The 24,676-nt window shown below is 64.0% G+C and carries 18 protein-coding genes; 16 read left to right on the forward strand and 2 right to left on the reverse strand.

Annotated elements, in window-relative coordinates:
- Positions 1-143: 143 nt before the first annotated feature.
- On the forward strand, positions 144-800 hold the full coding sequence (gene adk, locus ACQ4WS_RS04335) for an adenylate kinase (protein WP_071078917.1): 657 nt from the start codon (positions 144-146) through the stop codon (positions 798-800).
- A 178-nt stretch (positions 801-978) separates the two neighbouring features.
- The gene (locus ACQ4WS_RS04340; RefSeq protein WP_436473965.1) at positions 979-3,102 is read left to right on the forward strand and encodes a sodium-translocating pyrophosphatase; all 2,124 of its coding nucleotides are present in this window, start codon (positions 979-981) and stop codon (positions 3,100-3,102) included.
- A gap of 51 nt (positions 3,103-3,153) precedes the next feature.
- On the opposite strand, the gene ACQ4WS_RS04345 is transcribed toward ACQ4WS_RS04340, so the two are convergent.
- Complete coding sequence (locus ACQ4WS_RS04345) at positions 3,154-5,229, reverse strand: TonB-dependent receptor domain-containing protein (protein ID WP_436473967.1); 2,076 nt, start codon at positions 5,227-5,229, stop codon at positions 3,154-3,156.
- Between the two features lie 245 nt (positions 5,230-5,474).
- Between ACQ4WS_RS04345 and ACQ4WS_RS04350 the strand changes: the two genes are divergently transcribed.
- The 13 genes from ACQ4WS_RS04350 (at position 5,475) to ACQ4WS_RS04410 (ending at position 22,848) form a co-directional block, all read left to right on the forward strand.
- Positions 5,475-5,912: a hypothetical protein gene (locus ACQ4WS_RS04350; RefSeq protein ID WP_436473969.1), complete on the forward strand. Its 438-nt coding sequence runs from the start codon at positions 5,475-5,477 to the stop codon at positions 5,910-5,912.
- Between the two features lie 171 nt (positions 5,913-6,083).
- On the forward strand, positions 6,084-6,842 hold the full coding sequence (locus tag ACQ4WS_RS04355; protein WP_436473970.1) for a 3-hydroxyacyl-CoA dehydrogenase: 759 nt from the start codon (positions 6,084-6,086) through the stop codon (positions 6,840-6,842).
- 84 nt (positions 6,843-6,926) lie between these two features.
- The gene (gene ggt / locus ACQ4WS_RS04360; protein ID WP_436473972.1) at positions 6,927-8,702 is read left to right on the forward strand and encodes a gamma-glutamyltransferase; all 1,776 of its coding nucleotides are present in this window, start codon (positions 6,927-6,929) and stop codon (positions 8,700-8,702) included.
- A 39-nt stretch (positions 8,703-8,741) separates the two neighbouring features.
- Complete coding sequence (locus tag ACQ4WS_RS04365; protein ID WP_436473974.1) at positions 8,742-9,911, forward strand: patatin-like phospholipase family protein; 1,170 nt, start codon at positions 8,742-8,744, stop codon at positions 9,909-9,911.
- Positions 9,912-9,995: 84 nt separating this feature from the next.
- Positions 9,996-14,201, forward strand: coding sequence for a hybrid sensor histidine kinase/response regulator (locus tag ACQ4WS_RS04370; protein WP_436473976.1), 4,206 nt, complete (start codon positions 9,996-9,998; stop codon positions 14,199-14,201).
- Between the two features lie 86 nt (positions 14,202-14,287).
- Positions 14,288-14,998, forward strand: coding sequence for a response regulator (locus tag ACQ4WS_RS04375; RefSeq protein ID WP_436473978.1), 711 nt, complete (start codon positions 14,288-14,290; stop codon positions 14,996-14,998).
- A gap of 93 nt (positions 14,999-15,091) precedes the next feature.
- A complete protein-coding gene (locus ACQ4WS_RS04380) occupies positions 15,092-16,711 on the forward strand; it encodes an AMP-binding protein (RefSeq protein ID WP_436473980.1) in 1,620 nt (539 codons plus the stop codon).
- Positions 16,708-19,098 carry a bifunctional salicylyl-CoA 5-hydroxylase/oxidoreductase gene (locus ACQ4WS_RS04385; RefSeq protein WP_436473982.1) on the forward strand — a complete coding sequence of 797 codons (2,391 nt, stop codon included), beginning with the start codon at positions 16,708-16,710 and terminating at the stop codon, positions 19,096-19,098. Before ACQ4WS_RS04380 ends, ACQ4WS_RS04385 begins: the two co-directional genes overlap by 4 nt.
- A gap of 1 nt (position 19,099) precedes the next feature.
- Positions 19,100-19,888, forward strand: a complete 789-nt coding sequence (locus tag ACQ4WS_RS04390; RefSeq protein ID WP_436473984.1) for an SDR family NAD(P)-dependent oxidoreductase — start codon at positions 19,100-19,102, stop codon at positions 19,886-19,888.
- Between the two features lie 12 nt (positions 19,889-19,900).
- Complete coding sequence (locus tag ACQ4WS_RS04395; protein WP_436473986.1) at positions 19,901-20,413, forward strand: MarR family winged helix-turn-helix transcriptional regulator; 513 nt, start codon at positions 19,901-19,903, stop codon at positions 20,411-20,413.
- Positions 20,414-20,415: 2 nt separating this feature from the next.
- Positions 20,416-21,270, forward strand: a complete 855-nt coding sequence (locus ACQ4WS_RS04400) for an enoyl-CoA hydratase family protein (protein ID WP_436473988.1) — start codon at positions 20,416-20,418, stop codon at positions 21,268-21,270.
- Between the two features lies 1 nt (position 21,271).
- Positions 21,272-22,423, forward strand: a complete 1,152-nt coding sequence (locus tag ACQ4WS_RS04405) for an acyl-CoA dehydrogenase family protein (protein WP_436473990.1) — start codon at positions 21,272-21,274, stop codon at positions 22,421-22,423.
- A 26-nt stretch (positions 22,424-22,449) separates the two neighbouring features.
- Positions 22,450-22,848: a RidA family protein gene (locus ACQ4WS_RS04410; protein WP_436473992.1), complete on the forward strand. Its 399-nt coding sequence runs from the start codon at positions 22,450-22,452 to the stop codon at positions 22,846-22,848.
- A gap of 67 nt (positions 22,849-22,915) precedes the next feature.
- On the opposite strand, the gene ACQ4WS_RS04415 is transcribed toward ACQ4WS_RS04410, so the two are convergent.
- Positions 22,916-24,040: a hypothetical protein gene (locus tag ACQ4WS_RS04415; protein ID WP_436473993.1), complete on the reverse strand. Its 1,125-nt coding sequence runs from the start codon at positions 24,038-24,040 to the stop codon at positions 22,916-22,918.
- On the opposite strand from ACQ4WS_RS04415, the gene ACQ4WS_RS04420 reads away from it, so the two are divergent.
- The gene (locus tag ACQ4WS_RS04420) at positions 24,022-24,423 is read left to right on the forward strand and encodes a hypothetical protein (protein WP_436473995.1); all 402 of its coding nucleotides are present in this window, start codon (positions 24,022-24,024) and stop codon (positions 24,421-24,423) included. The two genes, ACQ4WS_RS04415 and ACQ4WS_RS04420, sit on opposite strands and share 19 nt — an antisense overlap.
- Positions 24,424-24,676 lie beyond the last annotated feature (253 nt).

A 24,676-nucleotide genomic window follows, 5' to 3' on the forward strand; every position in this document is an offset into this window, starting at 1 on the left:
ATCAGGGCATAGCAATTCGATAGCAAACTGGCGTTCCGGGGATTTTTTGTGGTAAGTTTCGTAGGGAAAGATAGCCTTAGCAACATCATCTAAAAATAATTACACATACCACCATCCAAAATCTGTTTTTTAGGAACTTTTCAATGCGTCTGATACTTTTAGGAGCACCCGGTGCCGGCAAGGGCACCCAAGCTAATTTCATCAAAGAAAAATACAACATTCCACAAATCTCCACGGGCGACATGCTGCGCGCGGCGATCAAGGAGGGTACGGAACTGGGCCTGGCAGCGAAAAAAGTCATGGATGCGGGCGGCCTCGTGTCGGACGACATCATGATCGGCCTGGTCAAGAACCGCCTGCAGGAAGCCGATTGCGCCAATGGCTACCTGTTTGACGGTTTCCCGCGCACCATCGCGCAAGCGGACGCCATGAAAGATGCCGGCATCAATGTCGACTACGTGCTGGAAATCGACGTGCCTGACGCTTCGATCATCGAGCGTATGGATGGCCGCCGCAGCCACCCGGGCTCGGGTCGCGTCTATCACGTCAAATTCAATCCGCCCAAGGTCGACGGCGTCGACGACATCACCGGCGAACCGCTGATCCAGCGCGACGACGACAAGGCGGAAACGGTCAAGAAGCGCCTGGACGTGTACCACAACCAGACCAAGGTCTTGCTCGGTTACTACAATGACTGGGCCAAGTCCGGTCTGCCTGGCGCACCGAAATACCGCCGCATCGCCGGCGTCGGTCCGGTCGAGCAAATCCGCGACAGCGCATTTGCCGCCCTGGCGGAATAAGCAGTGTTGAAAAGCGGACCTGAGTGTCCGCTTTTTTTGTGCCCGCGCTTGAGCCGGGTGCCGTATCGTTTTCGTAGTTCAGGTTTTTTGCAGGTCGTGTTTTCCTGGCTGCGCGTGCCTACCCGGTGCGGTCTGCAGCTGTTGGCAATGACGTCGGATAAAAACAGAAGGGGACGATATGGCAGCCAGTTTGTGGTTTGCGGTAGCCTGCGGCGTGGTCGCAGTCATTTACGGTTTGGTGTCGCGCAACTGGATCCTGAGGCAGGATCCCGGTAACGCGCGCATGCAGGAAATCGCCCTGGCCATCCAGCAGGGCGCGGCCGCCTATCTGGCGCGCCAGTACCGCACCATCGCCATCGTCGGCATGGTGTTATTGATCGCCATCTATGCGCTGCTGGGCCTGTATACGGCGCTGGGTTTCCTGATCGGCGCCGTGCTGTCGGGCGCCTGTGGCTTCATTGGCATGAATGTCTCGGTGCGGGCCAATGTGCGCACGGCGCAGGCGGCCACCCTGGGCATCAACCAGGCTTTGAGCGTGGCCTTCAAGGGCGGGGCGATCACCGGTATGCTGGTCGTCGGCCTGGGCCTGCTGGGCGTGACGCTGTTCTACTGGCTGCTGGTGACGACGGGCGCGCCCGGCCTCACGCAGCATGACCTGATCAAGCCATTGATTGGCCTGGCCTTCGGCGCCTCGCTCATTTCCATCTTCGCGCGGCTGGGTGGCGGCATCTTCACCAAGGGTGCCGACGTGGGCGCGGACCTGGTGGGCAAGGTCGAGGCGGGCATCCCCGAGGACGATCCGCGCAATCCTGCCGTCATCGCCGACAACGTGGGCGACAACGTGGGCGATTGCGCCGGCATGGCGGCCGACCTGTTCGAAACCTATGTCGTGACCCTGATCGCCACCATGCTGCTGGGCGCGCTGCTGATGGCCGAAGCCAGTAGCACGGCCATCATCTATCCGCTGCTGCTGGGCGCCGTTTCCATCCTCGCCTCCATCGTCGGCTGCTCGATGGTGAAGACCAAGCCGGGCGCGAAGATCATGTCGGCCCTGTACACGGGCCTGTGGTGGGCGGCCGGTCTGTCGCTGGTGGGCTTTGCCGTGGTGACGTGGCTGCTGTGGCCCGATGACGCCATGCGCTACAAGATGCTGGGCGCTACCGTCGTCGGCATCGTCCTCACGGGCCTGATGGTCTACATCACCGAGTACTACACGGGCACGGATTTCAAGCCCGTGCGCCACATCGCCGAAGCGTCGACGACGGGCCACGGCACCAACATCATCGCCGGCCTGGGCGTGTCGATGAAGTCCACGGCGTATCCGGTGCTGGCCGTCTGCGTCGCCATCCTGGTCTCGTATCAACTGGCGGGCCTGTACGGCATCGCCATTGCCGCTACGGCCATGCTGTCGATGGCGGGCATCATCGTCGCGCTCGACGCGTATGGTCCCATCACGGATAACGCGGGCGGCATCGCGGAAATGTCGGACTTGCCCGACTCCGTGCGCGCCATCACCGATCCGCTCGACGCTGTGGGCAACACGACCAAGGCCGTCACCAAGGGCTATGCCATCGGCTCGGCCGGGCTGGCCGCGCTGGTGCTGTTTGCCGACTACACGCATGCGCTCGAATCCGTGGGCCAGCACATCACCTTTGATTTGTCGAACCCCATGGTCATCGTCGGCCTGTTCATCGGTGGCCTGATTCCCTACCTGTTCGGCGCCATGGCGATGGAAGCCGTGGGCCGCGCGGCGGGCGCCGTGGTGGTGGAAGTGCGCCGCCAGTTCCGCGACATCAAGGGCATCATGGAAGGCACGGCGCGGCCCGAATACGACAAGGCCGTCGACATGCTGACGGCGTCGGCCATCCGTGAAATGATCGTGCCGTCCTTGCTGCCGGTGGTGGTGCCCATCGTCGTGGGCATGCTGCTGGGACCAGCGGCGCTGGGGGGCTTGCTGATGGGAACCATCGTCACGGGCCTGTTCGTGGCCATCTCCATGACCACGGGTGGCGGCGCCTGGGACAATGCGAAGAAATACATCGAGGATGGCCACTTCGGCGGCAAGGGTTCGGACGCGCACAAGGCGGCCGTTACGGGCGACACGGTGGGCGACCCGTACAAGGACACTGCGGGACCTGCCGTGAACCCCTTGATCAAGATCATCAATATCGTGGCCCTGCTGCTGGTGCCGCTGTTGCCAGCCACAGGCTGGCTGGCCGTCAAGGCGCCAGCGCCCATCCACGCACCTGTGCCGCCCATCCTGGCGCCGGCGACACCGGTGCAAAGCTTGCCGGCCCAGTAAGGCCGGGCACTCCCTGCAGCCCCGCGGCACATGCCGCAGGGCGGTGCTGCATCAGAAGCGCGACGTCAGGCCGACGAACATACGGCGTCCTGGCACGTAATAGCTGACCAGACCGTCGTTGGCAGGTCCCTTCTTGAACAGGTTTTCCACGCCGCCACGCACGGTCCAGTTTGGCGTGATCTTGTAAGATACGATGGCATCGACGATGGTGTAGGCCTTGTTGGGCTTGCGGCGCGTCGAGGAGCGCGCTTCGGCGTCCAGTTCCTTGCCCGTGTACTGGGCCGATACTTCGCCGAACAGCTGGTCGTTGACTTGCCAGCCCAGCGCCGAATACAGCGACACTTTCGGCGTCGACAGCAGGTTGACGCCGGTCGTCAGGTTCTTCGCTTCCGCCATATAGGTCAGGTTGTTGCGCCAATTCACATGTTTCGTCAGCGGGATGCTCAGGGTGCCTTCCAGCCCGCTGGTGCGCGCCTTCTGGATATTCGTCATCTTGGTCCACCATTCTCCCTGGAAGAAGCCCAGCGGCGTATAGTCGATCTTGTTCTTGAAATCCGTGTGGAAATACGTCAGCCCAGCATCCCAGCCGTTGTGTTCGTACGCCACGCCGAATTCGGCCGCGGTACTCGTTTCCGGCTTCAAGTCCGCATTGCCGGCCATGTAGCAGCCGCCCGTGATGTAGCCCATCGGGCGCAAGCCGTTGCAGCCGTTGCCGCCCGACTGGGTGGCGGCGCCCGGTGCATTTTCCTTCAGGCTGGGGGCGCGGAAGCCTTGCGAGACGCCGCCCTTGATGGTCCAGGCGGGGGCAGGGTGGTACACCAGGTACAGGCGCGGGCTGTAATGGTTGCCGAATTTGCTATGGTGATCCAGGCGCAGGCCAGCCGTGGCCGTCAAGTCCTCGCGCAGGAACAGCTGATCTTCCGCAAACAGGGCCGAGGTGGTGCCGGACAGGGTCGCACCGCTCACCGGATTGCCCAGGTAATCGGTGGGCACGGTGCCGATGGTGTCCGTATTCGTCAATTCCTGGTGTTTCCATTGGCCGCCCATCACCAGCAATTGCTCGATGCCCCAACCCAGGCGTTTTTCCAGGGTCGCGTCCAGCGTGCTGTCCTTGGACTTGGCCACCGTGCCGATGAACTGGTTGTCATAATCGTTGTGGTAAAGGTTGACCTTGGCCTTGCCGAAGTCATAGCGGCCTTCATAGCCGAGGCTGGCGCTCTTGCGTATCAGCTTGCTGGCGCCCCAGGCACTGAACAGTGGCCTGCCTTTTGCGTCGACCGTGGGTGAATCGCTCGCTTCCTGGCGACCATAGCTGGCGTCCAGCGACAGGCTGTGCTTGTTGTTCAGTGCCCAGTTCAACTGACCGGTAACGGTCTGGTTGCGCTCGCCGCCAATGCCGCCCGCCTTGCCGCTGCTGCGCTCATCGGGATTTTGCTTCGATTGCGCCACGCCCAGGCGCATGCCCACCGTGTCCGACAGGGGGCCTGCCAGGTTCACGCCCAGCTGGTGCGCCGTGCCACGGCCGCTGTCCTGCGGCTGCGTGTAGTTGGCCGTGGCCGAACCGTTCCACTTGCCCGGCACCTTGCGCGTGATGATATTGATCACGCCGCCCATGGCGTCCGAGCCGTACAGCGAGGACATGGGTCCGCGCACTACTTCGATGCGCTCGATCATCTCGGGCGAGATCCAGTTCAAGTCCTGGCGCCCCAGGTCGGGACGGTAAGCCGTGTCGGCCGAGCTGCCCATGCGCTTGCCATCGACCAGAATCAGGGTGTATTTGTCGGGCAAGCCGCGCAGCTTGATCTTCGATTCCTCGCCCGTGGGGCTGGTGCCACCCGTCACGCCGGGGATGCGGCGCAGCAGGGTATTCAAGTCATACACGGGCTGGCGTTCGATTTCCTCGCGCGTGATGATGCTGATACTGGCTGGCGCATCCTTGATATCGATGGCCGTGCCCGACGCGGTGACGACCACCGTGTTCATGCCGGGATCGGCGGCCACATTGCCTTCGGCCCAGGCGCTGCTGACGGCCAGCGACAGCAGGCAGGGCAGGAGCAGGGCAGTGGAATGGATGGCGCGGGCGGGAGTGGCGGCGGGGACTACGAAGGCGGTGCTACGCTTGGTCATGGTGGACTTTCCGGATGTTGTTATTTCCTGGCTGCCTTCCGGGTGGCTCGGGTATAAATGAATGAAAAGATAATAAACTGCTCGCCCATTCCGTGAATGAGAATGGGAATCGTTCTTATTGTAATGCCATGCTGGCAAGAAGGAAAGTACTGAGAGGAAATAAAACACCGTTGCAAAGTGCGCTGGCGTCTGGCGCAGCGTGTGTCTATCACGAAAGCGGTATGATCGATGCTTGGGGAGGTGGCATGAAGACGATGATAAGAACCATACCGGCGCTGGCCTGCGCCATGCTGCTCGCTGGCGGCCATGCCTGGTCGCAGGAGCAGGCGGCGCCCGCCGAGCCCTTGACTGAGCCTTTGCCCGTCTGCCGGCTCGACCCGCGCGACAGCGGCAAGCTGGCGGTGGAACCATGCCGCCCGGCACCGCCCATGCAGCCGCGCCGTTCCGTGGCGCAGGTGATAGGTCGCATGCCGGCGCAGCCTGCACCTCCCGTCGTGCCCATGGCACCCCTGCCGCCCAGCCCGGCCATGCCGATGCCGCGCGTGCCGCAGCCCATCGGTGCATGCGACACGGGCGGTTGCCGCGATGCGGCCGGCGCGCGCTACAACGGCACGGGCAATGCCACGCTCGATGCGAATGGACGCATCTGCCACCGCAACGGCGCTTTCATGCAGTGTTTTTAGCCCTGCCATCCGCCAGCGCTGCAAGTTTTCGCTCGGTGAGCGCAAAAATGGCTACAATTGTCGCCGACATTACGTTTACGTAAACGTAATAGCGCGTAATGATGGCATCGTGCATCAACCATCAGGCGCCGGGAACACGGCCCCTATTACTCAGGATACTCAGGAGATTTCATGCAGATTCAGGACAATGTATTCATCATCACGGGCGGCGCATCGGGCCTGGGCGCGGCCACGGCGCGCATGCTGACGGCGGCGGGCGGCAAGGTCGTGCTGGCCGACGTGCAGACGCAGGCGGGCCAGGCGCTGGCCGCGGAATTGAACGGCGTGTTCGTGCAGTGCGACGTCACCTCGGAAGAAGACGGCCTGGCCGTGGTGGCAGCGGCAAGCAAGCTGGGTACCTTGCGCGGCTTGGTCAACTGCGCCGGCGTGGCGCCGGCCGTGAAAACCGTGGGCAAGGATGGCCCGCATCCGCTGGCGCTGTTCCAGAAAGTCGTCAACATCAACCTGGTCGGCACCTTCAATATGTGCCGTCTGGCGGCCGACGCCATGGCCAAGCAGGATGCCACCGCTGAGGGCGAGCGCGGCATCATCATCAACACGGCTTCCGTGGCGGCCTACGATGGCCAGATCGGCCAGGCGGCCTACGCCTCGTCGAAGGCGGCCGTGGTGGGACTGACCCTGCCGATGGCGCGCGACCTGTCGCGCAACGGCATCCGCGTCATGACGGTGGCGCCCGGCATTTTCGAAACGCCGATGTTGCTGGGCATGCCGGCCGAAGTGCAGGATGCGCTGGGCAAGATGGTGCCGTTCCCGTCACGCCTGGGCAAGCCCGGCGAATACGCGCAACTGGTGAAAGCCATCGTGGAAAACGTCATGCTCAATGGCGAGACGATTCGTTTGGACGGCGCGATCCGCATGCAACCGAAATAAGCCTGGCGTGATTTGATGTAGGATACCCCCGTATGGGGCGTACAGCCTTGCTCGGCTGTGCGCCCTTTTTTTATTGGAGAATCCATGATCACATTGAAGCCGCTGGCGCTGAGCCTGACCTTGCTGGGAGCTCTGGCTGCCTATCCTTGCTTTGCCGAAGTGCCGCAAAAGGCGCCGGAAATCGCCACCGCGTATGCGGAAAAATCGGGCTGGGCGGCGCAGAAATTCATGGTCGCCGCCGCCAATCCGCTGGCTGCCGATGCCGGCTACCAGATGCTGAAAAAGGGCGGCAGCGCCATCGACGCGGCCATCGCCACGCAACTGGTGCTCACTCTGGTCGAACCGCAATCGTCGGGCATCGGCGGCGGCGCCTTTTTGCTGTACTCCACGGCCAAGGGCGTGCAAGCGTTCGACGGACGCGAAACGGCGCCTGCCGCCGCCGATGAACACCTGTTCCAGAATGCCGACGGCAGCCCTGTCTCGCGCGCCACGGGCGTGGTGGGCGGGCGTTCCGTGGGCGCGCCGGGCGTGCTGCGCATGCTGGAACTGGCGCACAAGGAGCATGGCAAGCTGCCTTGGGCGACCCTGTTCGGTCCCGCCATCAAGCTGGCGCACGGCGGCTTTCCCGTCAGCCAGCGCCTCAACGGCCTGTTGAACTGGGACCAGGCCCTGAAGCGCGACCCTGTCGCCGCCGCGTATTTCTATGACCGGGACGGCAAGGCCTGGCCCGTCGGCCACGTGCTGAAAAACCCGCAGCTGGCGCGCACCCTGCGCGAGATCGCCCGTGGCGGTGCCGACGCCTTTTATCAGGGCCGCATCGCGCGCGATATCGCCGCCAAGGTGGCGTCGCACCCGACCAATCCGGGCAAGCTGACGGCGACCGACATCGCCGGCTACCGGGCCAAGGTGCGTGAACCCGTCTGCAGCGATTACAAGGCCTGGACCGTGTGCGGCATGCCGCCGCCATCGTCGGGCGGCATCGCCATCGCGCAGATGCTGGGCATGCTGGAAGTGAAGGACATCCGGCCCCATGCGCCTGTCGACGGCGTGCTCGATGCACAAGCGATCCACCTGTTCTCGGAAGCGGGGCGCCTGGCCTACGCGGATCGCAACCGCTACGTGGCTGACACGGACTTCGTGCCGCTGCCCGGCAACGGCATCGCCTCGATGCTCGATAAAACCTACCTGGCGCAGCGCGCCTCCTTGATCGGCGAGAAATCCATGGGCCGCGCCTTGCCCGGCACGCCGCCCGGCATGCAGGTGGCGTGGGGCATGGACAACGCCTTGCAGCGCCCGTCGACCTCGCACCTGGTGGCCGTGGACGCCTTCGGCGGCGGCCTGTCCATGACCACCAGCGTGGAAGACGCGTTTGGCTCGCGCCAGATGGTCGACGGCTTTTTGCTGAATAACCAGCTGACGGATTTTTCGTTCGATTCGCGCGATGCGGATGGCCCGATTGCCAACCGGGTCGAAGCGGGCAAGCGTCCGCGCAGCGCCATGTCGCCCACTCTCGTGTTTGAAAAGGGCACGCACAAGCTGGTGCTGGCGACGGGCTCGCCCGGTGGCTCGTCCATCATCAATTATGTCGCCAAGGTGCTGGTCGGCACCATGGACTGGGGCTTGAACGTGCAGCAGGCGATCAGCCTGCCGAACTTCGGCAGCCGCAACGGCCCGACGGAGCTGGAAAAGGGCCGCGCGCCTGCCGCGCAAGTCGAGGCGTTGCAAGCCATGGGCCATGAGGTGCGCGTGATCGAACAAAATTCCGGCTTGCAGGGCATCATGCGCCTGAATGCGCACGGCAAGGATTTCTGGTTTGGCGGGGCCGATCCGAGAAGAGAGGGCATGGTGCGTGGCGACTGAAATTTCCACAAAGTATCAAGACCCTGCTAATCTGCCGGCATGGGAATGCAAAATAAAACAGGCTTGATACTCACGGGAGGAGGCGCCCGTGCCGCCTACCAGGTGGGCGTGCTGCAGGCGATTTCGGCGATACTGTGGGAGGCGGGCTGGGCGCCGGCGCGCAACCCGTTCGACATCATCTGCGGCACTTCGGCCGGCGCCATCAACGCCACGGCGCTGGCCTGCCGCGCGGATAACTTCGGCGAAGGCGTGCAAAAGCTGCTCGACGTGTGGCAGCACATCCAGGTCGAACAAGTGTATCGCGCCGATTCGCTGGGTGTGATCCGCTCGGGCGCGCGCTGGCTGTCCTTGCTGTCGTTCGGCTGGCTGCTGCGCCAGTGGCATGCCTCGCCGCCCAATTCCCTGCTCGACAATACGCCGCTGGTCAGCCTGCTGCACCGCATGCTTGACCTGCCGCGCCTGGACGCGGCCCTGGCCGATGGCCTGCTGCATGCGCTGGCTGTGACGGCGTCGTCGTATTCGGGCAGCCGCCACATGACGTTTTACCAGACGGGGGCCGAAATCGCGCCCTGGGTACGCACGCAGCGCCTGGCCTTGCAAGACCAGATCGGCGTGGAACACTTGCTCGCCTCGGCCGCCATTCCTTTTATTTTTCCCGCCGTGCCCCTGTATATAGGTGGCCAGCGCGAGTACTGCGGCGACGGATCGATGCGCCAGCTGGCGCCGATTTCTCCGGCCATTCACCTGGGGGCGAACAAGGTGCTGGTGGTGGGGGCGGGACGCATGACGGAACCGGCGCCCGCCGCGTCCGAAGCGGCGCGCTACCCGAGCCTGGCGCAGATCGCCGGCCACGCGCTGTCGTCGATCTTCCTCGATGGTTTGGCCGTCGACATCGAACGCCTGAACCGCATCAATCTGACCCTGTCGATGCTGCCGCCCGAGTTGCTGGGCAAGACGGCCTTGCGGCCGGTGGAATTGCTGGTCATCGCGCCGTCCGAGCGGCTCGACGCCATCGCCAGCCGGCATATCGGCAGTTTGCCGCGTCCCATCCGCACCATGTTGTCGGGCATCGGCGCGGCCGAAGCGCGCGGTGCGGCGCTGGCATCGTATTTATTGTTCGAATCGACGTATACTAATGAGTTGATCCGTCTTGGACAGCGCGATACGCAAGCCCGCAAGGATGATGTCCTGGCGTTCTTTGGTTCCTGAGACGGCCCTTGGAGCGGTGTGCGGGCTTTTCGCGTTTTTTTTGACAGGACGATTGTGCTGGTATTTCGACGTGTTTGCGATGTGGTGTTGTTATTCAGTCTACTATTAAGTGGATGGGCGGCGGCGGCGCCTGCGCCTGCGCCCACCCTGCGTTTCGACCAGCTCAGCGTTGATCAGGGCCTGGCGCAGGAATCGGTGCTGGCCATCGCTCAGGACCGGCAGGGCTATATGTGGTTCGGCAGCCAGTCTGGCCTGAGCCGCTACGATGGCTACCGCATGGTCGTCTACAAGAATATCGAGGGCGACAAGACCAGCCTGGCCGACAACTGGGTCGGCGAGCTGCATGTCGATAACCAGGGCCAGTTGTGGGTCGGTACCGATAATGGCCTGGACCGCTTCGATGCCGCCAGCCAGACCTTCATCCATTACGTCCCGGCCGAAAAGAGCAAGCGCGGTAACGGCAACCGGCATATCCACGCCATTCTCGACGATGGTGCTCGCGGCTTCTGGATCGCCACCTCGGACGGTTTGCAGCATTTCGACCCCGCCACGGGCCACTTCCGCACCTGGCACCATGAAGAGGGCAACCCGCACAGTCTGGGCGACAATGAAATCAAGGCGCTGGCGCTGGACGCGCAGCAGCGCCTGTGGATCGGCACGGTAACGGGACTGGACATGCTGGCGCCGGGTAGCGAGCGTTTCGAGCATTTCGCCGTCGACACGGAGCCCGGCTCGAAGTACAACGTGATCCAGTCGCTGCTGGTGGACCGCCAGCAGAATCTGTGGATCGGCACCATGGCCGGCGCCGAGCGCTGGCGTTTGGGCGGCGCCGGCCAGGTACCGAAGTCGCGCCTGCGCCTGAATGAAAAACAGGGCTTTTCCGCCATCCGTGTCGCCAGCCTGTACCAGGATATCGACGCCACCGTCTGGCTGGGCAGCAATGCCGATGGCCTGTTCCGCTGGCTGCCCGGTAGCGACACCTTCCTGCAGTACCGCCACCAGGCGAGCGACAAATTCAGCGTCGCCGACAACCAGCTGTCGTCGCTGTACCGCGACCGCACCGGCACCTTCTGGGTCGGTTCCTGGTACAACGGCGTGAGCCGGGTGGACCTGGGCAGCGGCGGCTTTTCGCGCATGGCGCGCGCGCCCGGCGACGTGGGTGCGCTGGCGGACAAAAAAGTGCGCGCCGTGGCCGATGCGGGCAATGGCAAACTGTGGCTGGCCACCAAGGGCGGCTTGAAACTGTATGACACGCGCGACGGCAGCTCGCGCCTGTTCGATCTGCGCAGTTCGCCCGGCATGTCGCGCGACGAGCAGGTCACCACCCTGTACAAGGCGCCGGACGGCACCCTGTGGGTGGGCGGATCGACGGGCTTGCACCGCTTCGATCCGGCACTCGGGCGCTTCTTCACCATGCGCTTTGCAGCCGGCGACCCGAACAGCGATACCATCCGCAATGTCGTGAGCGACCGCAGCGGCATGCTGTGGGTCTCGACGCGGGGCGGCGTACACCGCTTCGACCCCGTCAGCCGTCGCTTTACCACCTACCGCCATGACCCGGCCAACCCGAACAGCCTGTCCGACAACATGGTGCGACCCGTGCTGGAAGACGGCAAGGGGCGCTTGTGGATAGGCTCCTTCCACGGCCTGGACTTGCTGGACCGCGCCAGCGGCCACTTCCGCCATTTCCGCCATGATCCGCAAAACCCGCATAGCCTGAGCCACGACGAAGTGCATTTCCTGCACGAAGACAAGCGCGGCGTGCTGTGGGTGGGCACGGCCAATGGCTTGAACCGCATGGACGTCGACGCCAAGGGCGAGATCCGCTTCCGTCGTTTCCTGCGCAAGGATGGCATGGCCGACGATGCCGTCGCCAGCATCCTCGGCGACGACAACGAGCAGCTGTGGCTGAGCACGAATAGCGGCATCACGCGGCTCGACATGCGCAGTGGCCTGTTTCGCAATTACGACAGCGCTGACGGCACGGTGGAAGGCTCGTACTTCGATGGCGCCGCCCTGCGCGCGGCCGATGGGACCATGTATTTCGGCGGCTTTAACGGCATGACGGCGTTTGTGCCGCAAGATATCCACGACAACCGCGTGCCGCCGCTGGTGGCCATCACGGAACTGCAGATCTTCAACAAGCCAGTGGCCATCGGCCGTGGCGAGTTCGCGCACGTGCTCAGGACAGCCATCGACCATACGCGCCAGCTGGTGCTGACCAGCCGCGAAAGCGTCTTTTCGCTGGAATTTGCGGCCCTGCATTTCGCCGCGCCCCAGCGCAATATGTTCGCCTACCGGCTCGAAGGCTTCGACCAGGACTGGGTCATGACGGATGCGGGGCGGCGCTTTGCCACCTACACCAACCTTGATGCGGGCAACTACGTGTTTCGCGTCAAGGCGGCCAACAAGGATGGCGTGTGGAACGAGAGCGGCGCCACGCTTGCCATCACGATCCTGCCCCCGTTCTGGAAAACCTGGTGGTTCCGCACCCTGATGGCGGCGCTGCTGCTGGGCGCCATTTACGGCGCGTACCGCCAGCGCGTACGCGCGCTGCGGCATCAACAGATTGAACTGGAAAAGCAGGTCAGCGAACGCACGGCCGAGTTGCAGAGCAAGGAAATCGAAGTGCTGGCCCAGTCGGAAAAGCTGGCGCAAGTCAACAGCAGCCTGACGAAAAACGAGGAAAGCCTGCGCCAGGCCAAGCGCAAGGCCGAAGACGCGACGCGCCAGAAGTCGGAATTCTTGGCCAACATGAGCCACGAGATGCGCACGCCGCTGGCCGGCGTGATCGGCATGCTGGGCTTTGCCCTGCGCGACGAGCAGCTGCACGACGCCACGCGCGAGCAGATCCTGCGCGGCCAGGCCAATGCTCAGTCGCTGCTGGTGATCATCAATGACTTGCTCGATTTTTCCAAGATCGAGGCGGGCAAGCTGAGTATAGAGAACATCGACTTCGCGCTCGGTGCGGCGATCGAGACGGTCGTCAGTCTGTTCGAGGAGCAGGCGGCCGCGCGCAGCATCGGTTTCTCCATCGATTTCGCGCCCGACCTGCCGCCCTTCGTGGTGGGCGATCCGACCCGCTTGCGCCAGGTGCTGGTCAACCTGGTCGGCAATGCCTTCAAGTTCACCCAGCGCGGCGGCGTCAGCGTATGTGTCGAACGGGCCGGCGTGGCCAGCGGCAGCGGCGGACGCCGTGTCAACCTGATCCGCTTTACCGTCAGCGACAGCGGCATCGGCATCGATGCGGATGCCATGGCGCGCCTGTTCCAGAAGTTCGAGCAGGCCGACGCCAGCACCACGCGGCGCTACGGCGGCACGGGACTGGGTCTGGCGATCTGCCGCCAGCTGGTCGAGCTGATGGATGGCGAGATCGAGGTGGCCAGCACGCCGGGGCAGGGCAGCACCTTTGCCTTCACCTTGCCGCTGGCCGATGGCGTGGCACCGCCGCTGGTGCCGCAGGTGGCGCTGGCGCCGCACAGCCACCAGTTGCGCGTGCTGTGCGCGGAAGACTTCCCCACCAACCAGATCATCATCCGCGTCATGCTCGAAGAACTGGGCCACCGTGTCGACGTGGTCGCCAACGGCGTACTGGCGGTGGCGGCCTGCGTGCATACGCGCTATGACCTGATTTTGATGGACGGGCGCATGCCGGAGATGGATGGCGCTACGGCGACGCGATTGATCCGCGTGGGCGGCTGGCCCGACCAGCCCGTGCGCGACCAGGAACTGATGATCGTGGCCCTGACGGCGAATGCCAGCGAAGAAGACCGCAGCCGCTATCTGGGCGTCGGCATGGATGATTTCCTCAGCAAGCCGGTGGACGAGGCGGCGCTGCATGGCTTGCTGGCGCGCGCCATCGAGCGCCAGCTGCAGCGCGGTTTCATGTTGCCGCGCATGCCGTCGGACGCGCCGCGCGGCGCTGCGCGGGGGCAGGCCGAACTCGATGCCCTGTTCGGCATCGCGCCGGCAGTGCCCATCCCGGCGCCTTCCCAGTCCATCCGCAGCGGCGAACTGCAACGGCGCATCCGCGTCGCCTTCGTCGCCGACCTGGAGGGACGCCTGCGTGAACTTGACGCCGCCCTGGCGGCGCAGGACCAGGACAATGCCGGGCGCCTGCTGCACGGTTTGAAGGGCAGCGCCGCCTATCTCGATGAAACGCAGCTGCACATGCTGTGCACGGAAATGGAAGAAGCGGCGGACGGCGGGCGCTGGGTGCAGGTGGCCCTGCATTTGCCGCAATTGCGCGCACTGTTGGCGCAAATAGCCGTGCCGGGCAATAAAATGTAAAATAGGCAATGCTGGCCATCGAGCGCGCGGCGAAACTGGGTAAAATACGGCCAGGCACCCTGACGCTGCCGCCAATGGAGAAAGCAATGAAAGTACTGGTGGTTGACGATGATGTCGTGTCGCGCATGGTATTGATGCATCTGATCGACAGCTGCGGTGTGCACGATATTGTGGAAGCCGAAGATGGCGCGGCCGCGTGGGAGCAGCTCGAAGGTGGCTTGCGCCCCTCGCTGTGCTTCTGCGATTTGCGCATGCCGCGCCTGTCCGGCATGGAGCTGCTGCAGAAAATCCGCTCCGACAGCGCGCTCGATGCCATGCCGCTGGTGCTGGTATCGTCGGCCAATGACCAGGACACGGTGCGTGACGCCGTGCAGGCTGGTGCTGCCGGCTACATCGTCAAGCCCTTTCAGCCGGAGCAGGTGCGCCAGCATATCGACGCCTGCTTCGACGTCTCGGCCTTGCCGGCCGAGGCGCCGCGCGACACTTTGCAGCGTCTTGGCATCGACAGCGAACGTCTGCTGGCGTATCTGACGGGCTTCCAGGGGCAGATAGTCGCCGCCAGCGAACAGGTCGACGCCTTGCTGGCGCGCGGCGAACCGGCCCAGGCGCGCCAGCAGCTGGAACGGTTGCACCTCGGTTGTCGTACCCTGGGCTTGCATGGGGCGGAGGCGGGAATGATGGCCCTGCTGCAGGCCTCGGTGCTCGACGGCGACCAGATGCAAACGGCTCTGGCCGCGCTGGCGCGCAGCGTGTCGCAGCAGGCGCGTTTGCTGCACCAGCACGACGGCGCTGACTGAATCTGCTGTTTTCCGCTTGCCGGGAAAATACTTTAGGTTTAAAGTATCTGCTTCCGGGCCTTGTGCACGCGCCCGCTATCAGCCAGGATGAGCATGAGCAGCGACCCTTCGCCTAGCACCGCATCTCCCCAGGACGACTTTGCGCGCACGCATTTGCCGCCGCGCGCACTCTGGCCGCAGCTGTGCCTGGACTTGCCCGAGCTGCAGTATCCACCGCGCCTCAATTGTGTCGCCGCGCTGCTCGATGCGGCCGTGGCCAACGGCGGCGGCGAGCGCACCGCCATCCTTGCCGACGGCCAGCGCTGGACTTATGCGCAGCTGGCGCAGCGGGTCGACCGCATCGCCCACGTGCTGCGCAGCGACCTGCGCCTGATCCCCGGCAACCGCGTGCTGCTGCGCGGCGCGAATACGCCCATGATGGCCGCCTGCCTGCTGGCCGTGCTGAAAGCCGGCTGCATCGCCGTGCCCACCATGCCGCTGCTGCGCGCGCGCGAACTGTCCACCATCCTGGCCAAGGCGCAAGTGAACGCCGTGCTGTGCGCACAGGGCTTGCGCGGGGAACTCGATGGCGTTCCCGGTTTGCCGGCCATGCTGTGCTTTGGCGCCGATGGCGCCGAACTGGAACAGCGCATGGCCGCCCACGATGCACCCTTTCCCGCATGCGACACGGCGGCCGACGAGGTCTGCCTGATCAGCTTTACCTCGGGCACGACGGGCGTCCCCAAAGGCACCATGCACATGCACCGCGACCTGCTGGCCATTTGCGACTGCTTCCCCCGCTCCATGCTGCAGGTGCGCGCCGACGATATCTTCATCGGCACGCCGCCGCTGGCGTTCACCTTCGGCCTCGGTGGCTTGCTGCTGTTTCCCCTGCGCTTTGGCGCTTGCGCCGTGCTGCTGGAAAAGCTCACGCCCGAGGCCCTGCTGCGCGCCATCGGCGTCTACGGGGCCACGATCTGCTTCACGGCGCCCACCTTTTACCGCCAGATGGCGCCCCTGGCTGCCAGCCACGACGTGCGCAGCCTGCGCCTTTGCGTGTCGGCCGGCGAGGCACTGCCGCTGGCCACGCGCGACGCCTGGCAGGCTGCCACCGGACTGGCCATGACGGACGGCATCGGCGCCACCGAGATGCTGCACATTTTCATCTCCGCCACGGGTGAGGGCATACGCCGCGGCGCCATCGGCAAGGCCATTCCTGGCTACCAGGCGTGCATCGTCGACGATGCGGGCGTGCCGCAGCCGCCCGGCGTGACGGGCCGCCTGGCCGTGAAAGGTCCCACCGGTTGCCGCTACCTGTCCGACCCGCGCCAGCGCGAGTACGTGCAGAATGGCTGGAACCTGACGGGCGACACCTTCGAAATGGACGGCGACGGCTATTTCTATTACCGCTCGCGCAGCGACGACATGATCGTCTCGGCCGGCTACAACATCGCCGGCCCTGAAGTGGAAGAGGCGCTGTTGCGCCATCCGGCAGTGGCCGAATGCGGCGTGGTCGGGCGCGCCGATGCCGAACGTGGCCAGATCGTCGAAGCGCACGTGGTGCTGAAGGACGGTTTCCAGCCCAGCGACCTGCTGGCGGCCGAACTGCAGGACTTTGTGCGCCAGCAGATCGCGCCGTATAAATACCCGCGCGCCATCCGCTTCCTGCCTTCTCTGCCGCGCACGGAAACGGGCAAGCTGCAGCGCTTCAAACTTCGCACGGACACCCCATGAATATTGTCTGCATCGGCGGCGGTCCCGCCGGCCTGTATTTCAGTCTGCTCATGAAAAAGCAGAACCCGGATCACTGCATCACCGTTATCGAGCGCAACCGCCCGTACGACACGTTTGGCTGGGGCGTGGTGTTTTCCGACCAGACCCTGGGCAACCTGGCCAATGCTGACGAGCCGACGGCGCGCGCCATCCTGCAGGCGTTCAACCACTGGGACGATATCGAGATCCACTTCAAGGGCGAGACCGTGCGTTCCGGTGGCCATGGCTTTTGCGGCATCGGCCGCAAGCGCCTGCTCAATATCCTGCAGGCGCGCTGCGAGGAACTTGGCGTGCAGCTGGTGTTCGAGACGGAAGTGCAGGACGACCAGGCCACCGCGCGCCAGTACGGCGCCGACCTGGTGATCGCCTGCGATGGCTTGAACAGCCGCATCCGCACGCGCTATGCGGCCAGCTACCAGCCCGAGATCGACCAGCGCCATTGCCGCTTCGTCTGGCTGGGTACGCGCAAGAAATTCGAGGCCTTCACGTTTGCCTTCCGCCAGACGCCATACGGCTGGTTCCAGGCGCATATCTATCAATATGACGGCGATACTTCGACCTTCATCGTCGAAACGCCCGAACACGTGTGGCGCGCGGCGGGCCTCGATGCCATGAGCCAGGAAGAGAGCATCGCCTTTTGCGCAGCGCTGTTCGCCGAGGAACTCGATGGCCATGGCCTGCTGAGCAATTCGCCGCACTTGCGCGGCTCGGCGCAGTGGATCACCTTTCCCCGCATCGTCTGCCGGCAATGGGTGCACAGCCAAGATGGCGTACCCGTCGTGCTGATGGGCGACGCTGCCCACACGGCGCATTATTCGATTGGTTCCGGCACCAAGCTGGCGCTGGAAGACGCCATCGAGCTGGCGCGCTGTTTCGGCCAGCATGGGGATGCCGATGCTGCGCTGGCCGCCTACCAGCAGCTGCGCGCCATCGAGGTGCTGAAAATCCAGAGCGCGGCGCGCAATTCCATGGAGTGGTTTGAAAACGTCGAGCGCTACAGCGCCATGGAAGCGCCGCAGTTCGCCTATTCCATGCTCACGCGCAGCCAGCGCATTTCGCATGAAAACCTGCGCCTGCGCGATCCTGCGTACGTGGCAGACTATGAACTGTGGCTGGCGCGGCGCGCGGGCGAGCAGGCTGGCGTTGTGTTTCCGCAAGAACCTTTGCGGGACGAGGCTTTGCCGCCCATGCTCACGCCCTTCCGCCTGCGCGGCGTGCTGCTGAAAAACCGCATCGCCGTCTCGCCGATGGCGCAGTACAGCGCTGTCGATGGCGTGGCCGGCGACTACCATCTGATGCACCTGGGCGCGCGCGCCATGGGTGGTGCGGGTCTCGTGTTTGCCGAGATGACCTGCGTGTCGGCCGATGCGCGCATCACGCCCGCCTGCCCCGGCATGTACAGCGAAGCGCATACGCAGGCCTGGCGGCGCATCGTCGATTTCGTGCATGCCAACAGCGATGCGAAGATCGCCCTGCAACTGGGCCACGCGGGGCCGAAAGGCTCGACGCGGCCCATGTGGGACGGCATCGACCTGCCTTTGAAGGACGGTAACTGGCCGCTGCTGGCGGCATCGAGCCAGCAGTATCTGGCCGGCGTGTCGCAGGTGGCGCGCGCGGCCACGGAAAGTGACCTGGCGCGCATTGAGCAGGACTTCGTGCGCGCCACCCTGGCGGCGGCCGTCGCCGGCTTCGACTGGCTGGAACTGCATTGCGCGCATGGTTATCTGCTGTCGAGTTTTATCTCGCCGCTGACCAACCGCCGCACGGACGAGTATGGCGGCAGCCTTGAAAACCGCTGCCGCTATCCGCTGCGCGTGTTCCGCGCCATGCGCGCCGCCTGGCCGCAGGATAAACCCATGAGCGTGCGCATCTCGGCCCACGACTGGGTCGAAGGCGGCATCACGCCCGACGATGCGGTCGTCATCGCGCGCCTGTTCAAGCAGGCCGGCGCCGATCTGATCGACTGTTCCTCGGGCCAGGTCAGCAAGCTGGAACAACCCGTGTACGGACGCATGTTCCAGGCGCCGTTCGCCGACCGCGTGCGCAATGAAGCCGGCATCGCCAGCATGGCCGTCGGCTCGATTTTTGAGGCCGACCACGCCAACAGCATCATCGCCGCCGGGCGCGCCGACCTGTGCGCCGTGGGCCGGCCGCACCTGGCCAACCCCGCCTGGACCCTGACGGAAATGGCGCGCATCGGCTATAGCGGCGCCGGGGCAGCCTGGCCGAAACAGTACCGGCCGGGCCAGCAGCAGCTGGAACGCAATCTGCAGCGCGAGCGGCAACTGGCCGCCGCCAACACGGGCCTCACCCCACAACAGGTGGCCGCGCGGCTGCTGGAAGGATGACATGAAGACGCAAGAATTAATGGACAAGCACGCGCTGGTGACGGGCGCCGGCAGCGGCATCGGCCTGGCGTGCGCGGGCGCCTTGCTGGATGCGGGCGCCCGGGTCACCCTGGCCGGGCGCGATAGCGCGCGGCTGGCGCGCGCGCGCATGCAGCTGGAAGAGGCGGGCCATGCGGGCAGGGTGGCCATCTGCGTGCTTGACGTGGCAGTGGAAGCGTCCGTGCAAGCGGGCTTCGCGCAGGCTGCCGCGCATTTTGGCCGCATCGATATATTGATCAATAACGCGGGCCAGGCGCATGCGGCGCCATTCGGCAAGACGGATGCCGCCATCTGGCAGCAGATGCTGGCCGTGAACCTGACGGGCGTGTTCCACTGCTGCCAGGCCGTCATGCAGGGCATGCTGGAAGCGGGCTGGGGGCGCATCGTCAACGTGGCGTCGACGGCGGGCCTGAAAGGCTATCGCTACGTCAGCGCCTATGTCGCCGCCAAGCATGGCGTGATCGGCCTGACGCGCGCGCTGGCGCTGGAAGTGGCGCCGCGCGGCGTCACCGTCAACGCCGTCTGCCCTGGTTACACGGAAACGGACATGGTGGCGCAGGCCGTGCAAAACATCGTGCGCAAGACGGGGCGCGGCGAAGACGCTGCGCGCGCGGAACTGGCGGCTGGCAACCCGCAGCAGCGGCTGGTGCAGCCCCGGGAAGTGGCCGATGCGGTGGCCTGGCTCTGCCTGCCCGCGTCGTCCGCCATGAATGGACAATCGATCGCCGTCGCCGGCGGCGAAGTCATGTAGACAATGGATAAAATGAACAATGAACGCGACCTCCCGCAGGCCGAACCGGTGCTGGACCTGGCCAGCCGCCTGACGCAAGACCATCACCAGTCGCTCAAGCTGTGGCTGCGCATGCTCTCGTGCACCGTGAAAATCGAAAACGAGGTGCGCACGCGTTTGCGCGCCAGCTTCGGCATCACCTTGCCCCGCTTCGACTTGATGGCGCAGCTCGAACGCTTTCCCGAAGGCTTACGCATGGGCGAGCTGTCCAAGCGCATGATGGTCACGGGCGGCAATATCACGGGCATCACCGACCAGCTGGAACAGGAAAAACTGGTGGTGCGCGTGGTCGATCCGAAGGACCGCCGCTCCTACAGCGTCAAGCTGACGCCGGCGGGCCGGCGCGCCTTCGACGAGATGGCGCGCGTGCACGAAGGCTGGATCGCAGAACTGCTGCACGGCGTGACGCCGGACGACAAAACCCGATTGATCGACCTGCTGTCGCACATGAAGCAGCAGCTGAATGACACCTCAATAAAGGAATGAGCATGCGCCATCTACCCGGCCAGCCGCAAGACCTGCCAGGCAACCGCGCCAGCTTGGGCCATTACGCGGCGCGGCATTTCCTGTTTTCCGTCGACGCAGGCGTCGCCACCTTGACCCTGCACCGGCCCGAGCGCAAGAATCCGCTCACCTTCGATTCGTATGCGGAATTGCGCGAGCTGTTTCGTGCGCTGGCGCATGCGGACGACGTCAAGGCCGTAGTGATCACGGGCAGCGGCGGCAATTTCTGCTCGGGCGGCGACGTGCACGACATCATCGGCCCCCTGACGCAACTCGACATGCCCGGCCTGCTGGCGTTTACCCGCATGACGGGCGACGTGGTGAAAGCCATGCGTGCCTGCCCGCAGCCCATCATCGCCGCCATCGACGGTATTTGCGCGGGCGCCGGCGCCATGCTGGCGCTGGCTTCCGATATCCGCCTCGGCACGGCGCGCAGCAAGACGGCCTTTTTGTTTACCCGCGTGGGCCTGGCCGGCTGCGACATGGGCGCCTGCGCCTTGCTGCCGCGCGTGATCGGCCAGGGCCGTGCCGCCGAGCTGCTGTACACGGGGCGCTCCTTGACGGGGGCGGAGGCTGAACGCTGGGGCTGGCTCAACCGGCTGGTCGAGCCGGAGGAACTGGCGCAGGCGGCGCAGCTGTTCGCCGCCGGCCTGGCCAGCGGCCCCACCTTCGCGCACGGCATGACGAAAAAAATGCTGCAGCAGGAGTGGAACATGGGCGTCGATGAAGCCATCGAGGCGGAAGCCCAGGCGCAGGCCATTTGCATGGCCACCAACGATTTCCACCGCGCGTATCACGCGTTCGTGGCGAAACAGACGCCACAATTCGAGGGAGATTGAGATGCGCGATACCAGCTATCTGGAGTGGCCGTTTTTCGAAGCGCGGCATGGGGAACTCGAGCGCGAGCTCGATGCGTGGGCGACTTTGCATCTGGACGACGCGCACGGCGCCGATGTCGATGCGGCTTGCCGCGCGCTGGTGGCGCAACTGGGGCAGGATGGCTGGCTGACATACGCCACCGGCACCGATGGCAAGATCGACACGCGCGCCATTTGTCTGATGCGCGAAACCCTGGCGCGCCATAGCGGCCTGGCCGATTTCGCCTTCGCCATGCAGGGTCTCGGCTCGGGCGCCATCGGCCTGTTCGGCAGCGTTGAGAACAAGGCGCGCTATCTGCCGGACGTGGCCAGCGGCAAGCGTATCGCTGCCTTTGCCCTCTCCGAGCCGCAGGCTGGCTCCGACGTGGCGGCCATGGCGTGCGCGGCGCGGCGTGACGGCGAAGAGTATGTGCTCGACGGCGAAAAGACGTGGATCTCGAACGGCGGCATCGCCGACTTTTACGTGGTGTTCGCCCGCACGGGCGAGGCGCCGGGTGCGCGCGGCATCAGCGCCTTCATCGTCGACGCTGACAACCCTGGCCTGGAAATCGCCGAGCGCATCGCCGTGATCGCGCCGCATCCGCTGGCGCGATTGCGCTTCGTCAATTGCCGCGTGCCCGTGTCGCAGCGCCTGGGCGAGGCGGGGCAGGGTTTCAAGGTGGCGATGGCGACACTCGACGTGTTCCGCACCTCGGTGGCTGCCGCGGCGCTGGGCTTTGCGCGGCGCGCCTTCGATGAAGCGCTGCGCCACGCGACAAAGCGCCAGATGTTTGGCCAGACCCTGGCGGACTTCCAGCTGACGCAGGCAAAATTGGCGCAGATGGCCACCGGCATCGACGCGGCCGCGCTGCTCACCTACCGCGCCGCCTGGCAGCGCGACCAGGGCCGCAAGGTGACGAAGGAAGCGGCCATGGCCAAGCTGACGGCCACCGAGACGGCGCAGCAGGTGATCGACGCGGCCGTGCAACTGTTCGGCGGCATGGGAGTGGTGAGCGACCATCCGGTCGAGCGCCTGTACCGCGAAATTCGCGCCTTGCGCATCTACGAGGGTGCCAGCGAAGTACAGCAATTGATCATCGCGCGCGAACTGCTGCGCGAGGCGGCGGACGCATGAACCGCATGAACAACAAGGAAAGCAATATGCAAGTTTTACAACCACCGGAATGGGCCAGGCCGCGCGGCTATGCGAACGGCGTGGTCGCCAGCGGGCGCACGGTGTATGTCAGCGGCATGATAGGCTGGGATGCGCAAGGCCAGTTTCACACGGACGATTTTGCGGGGCAGGTGCGCCAGGCCTTGCAGAATATCGTCGCCGTGCTGGCCGAGGCGGGCGCCTTGCCCGAGCACATCGTGCGCATGAACTGGTATGTGTTGGACAAGAAGGAATATGTGGCGGCATATCCACAAATCGGCGTTGCCTACAGGGAAATTATTGGCAAGCACTACCCGTCCATGACGGCGGTGCAAGTGGCGGGACTGATCGAGGACAGAGCGAAGGTCGAGATCGAGGTGACGGCGGTGTTGCCGGGCGTTACCTGATGTCCAGGCTGAGCGCGGCAGGGAAACGCTGAAGGATGCGAAGGCCGCGTGGACGGCCTTCGCGAAATTACACGCCTGCCATCATGGCATCGCGTTGCTTGTCTTTACGCAGCAGTGTGCCGGCACCGATGACAAGAAAACCGGCCAACAACAGCGACAGCATCGCCGGCTCGGGCACGGCCGAAAGGAGGAATGCGTTCGTATGGCCGGTCAGCGTGTTATAGGCATTGCCGACAATCCAGCCATCATCGTTGATACCGTTCGCCGAACGCAAGACCCAGCCTGCTTTCACGCTTGCCGCATCAAGGAAACTATTCAGGTCGAACATTGCGGTGCCGTCCCATAATACCGCATGCTCGCCGCCAATCTCATTCCAGGCCTTGCCTACCACCAGGCCGCTGGCATTGATGCCGGTGGCCATTGAATTGTTCCATGCGCCCGTAAATAATTCCGAAGCAACATTGCCATTCCAGATGGTGGCGCGCGACGCCAGCTCTCCGGTGGTACTGGAATAACCTACGGTTTGCCCAGCATTATTGATGGCATATGCCCAGCTGAAATTGCCGCCCAATGTCCCCAGGTCCACGGCTTGATTGCCATCCCAGCGCGTGGCGTGCATGTCTTCCATAGCCGTGCCTGCAGCACCGACTATCGTGCCACCATCATTTATCGCATGGGCATAGCTGGAGAAGCCTCCTAGGGTTCCCAGGTCGGTGACCGTTGTGCCGTTCCAGCGCGTTGCGTGCTCAGCCCCACCAACGATGCCTGCGGCGCCTACCCGGATGCCACCGTTGTTGACTCCCATGGCGTAACTTGCCTTGCCACCTAGTCCGGGTAATGCCGTTGCCTGATTCCCACTCCAGCTGGCTGCCCGAAGCTGATCGCCACCGCCCACCGCCGATGAGCCGACGACCTCATTCTGGCTATTGATGGCATTGGCCCGGCTATATATGCCGCCCGTCGTGCCCAGGTCCACGATACCGTTCGCACTCCACAGGGTTGCGCGGTCGATGCCAGCCACATTTGCTGAAGTGCCGACAATTTGCCCGGCAGCGTTGATGGCTGCGGCGCTACTTAGTCCGCCACCCAGCGTGCCCAGATTCCGATAAGAGTAGGAAGGTGCTGCAGACACAGTACCCGCCAATAAGCAGCCTATGGCGAACACGTAGATTCGTGGCATTGCAAAGCACATTTTTATTTCCTCATAACGAAAAACACATATCGCACCAACAAAGTCGCACAAGCAATGCCGGTGACGCGGTGGAGCCTGCCACGGCTATTCACCAGTCCGATGAAGCTCTGCAAAAAGCTGGGCTGGCCACGATGCCTGATAAACCATGTGGCGACAGCCAGCACTGCAGTCAGGGCGCTGTCAGGGTGCACCACCCTGACAGTCGCCAGATTGTGCGCCTGCAGCAGGCATGTAGTGATTGTAAATTACTGGTTGTAAAATTCTATTGTATTTTACACCTCTTTTTTTGTTTTTTTGATATTTTCGAGACGGCAGTCAAAAAACAACAACTCTGGCGCCATCAAGTTGCCCGTATCGCAATAATGCGCACGCTATCCGCGTGACGAAGTCCTTCCCTTCCTGGTTAGTGGCGCGGAAATCAGAAGTGTGGCGATGAATGGAGCATAGTTTGCTCAGCCTCTGCCGTGCGGTCGATCGCACCGTCAAGGGATTGAGAATATCGCATGGCTGTTAAGTACATGACATGTAGGATAGGGGCGCATGCAAATAAGGCATGCAAAAATATTATCCATTATGTTATATTTGGCAATTGGAAATTATGTCGGTTTGCAAATGTCGATTGTAACTGTACCGGAT

Source organism: Janthinobacterium leeuwenhoeki, from assembly GCF_051380795.1.
In the GTDB taxonomy this organism is placed as follows: domain Bacteria; phylum Pseudomonadota; class Gammaproteobacteria; order Burkholderiales; family Burkholderiaceae_D; genus Janthinobacterium.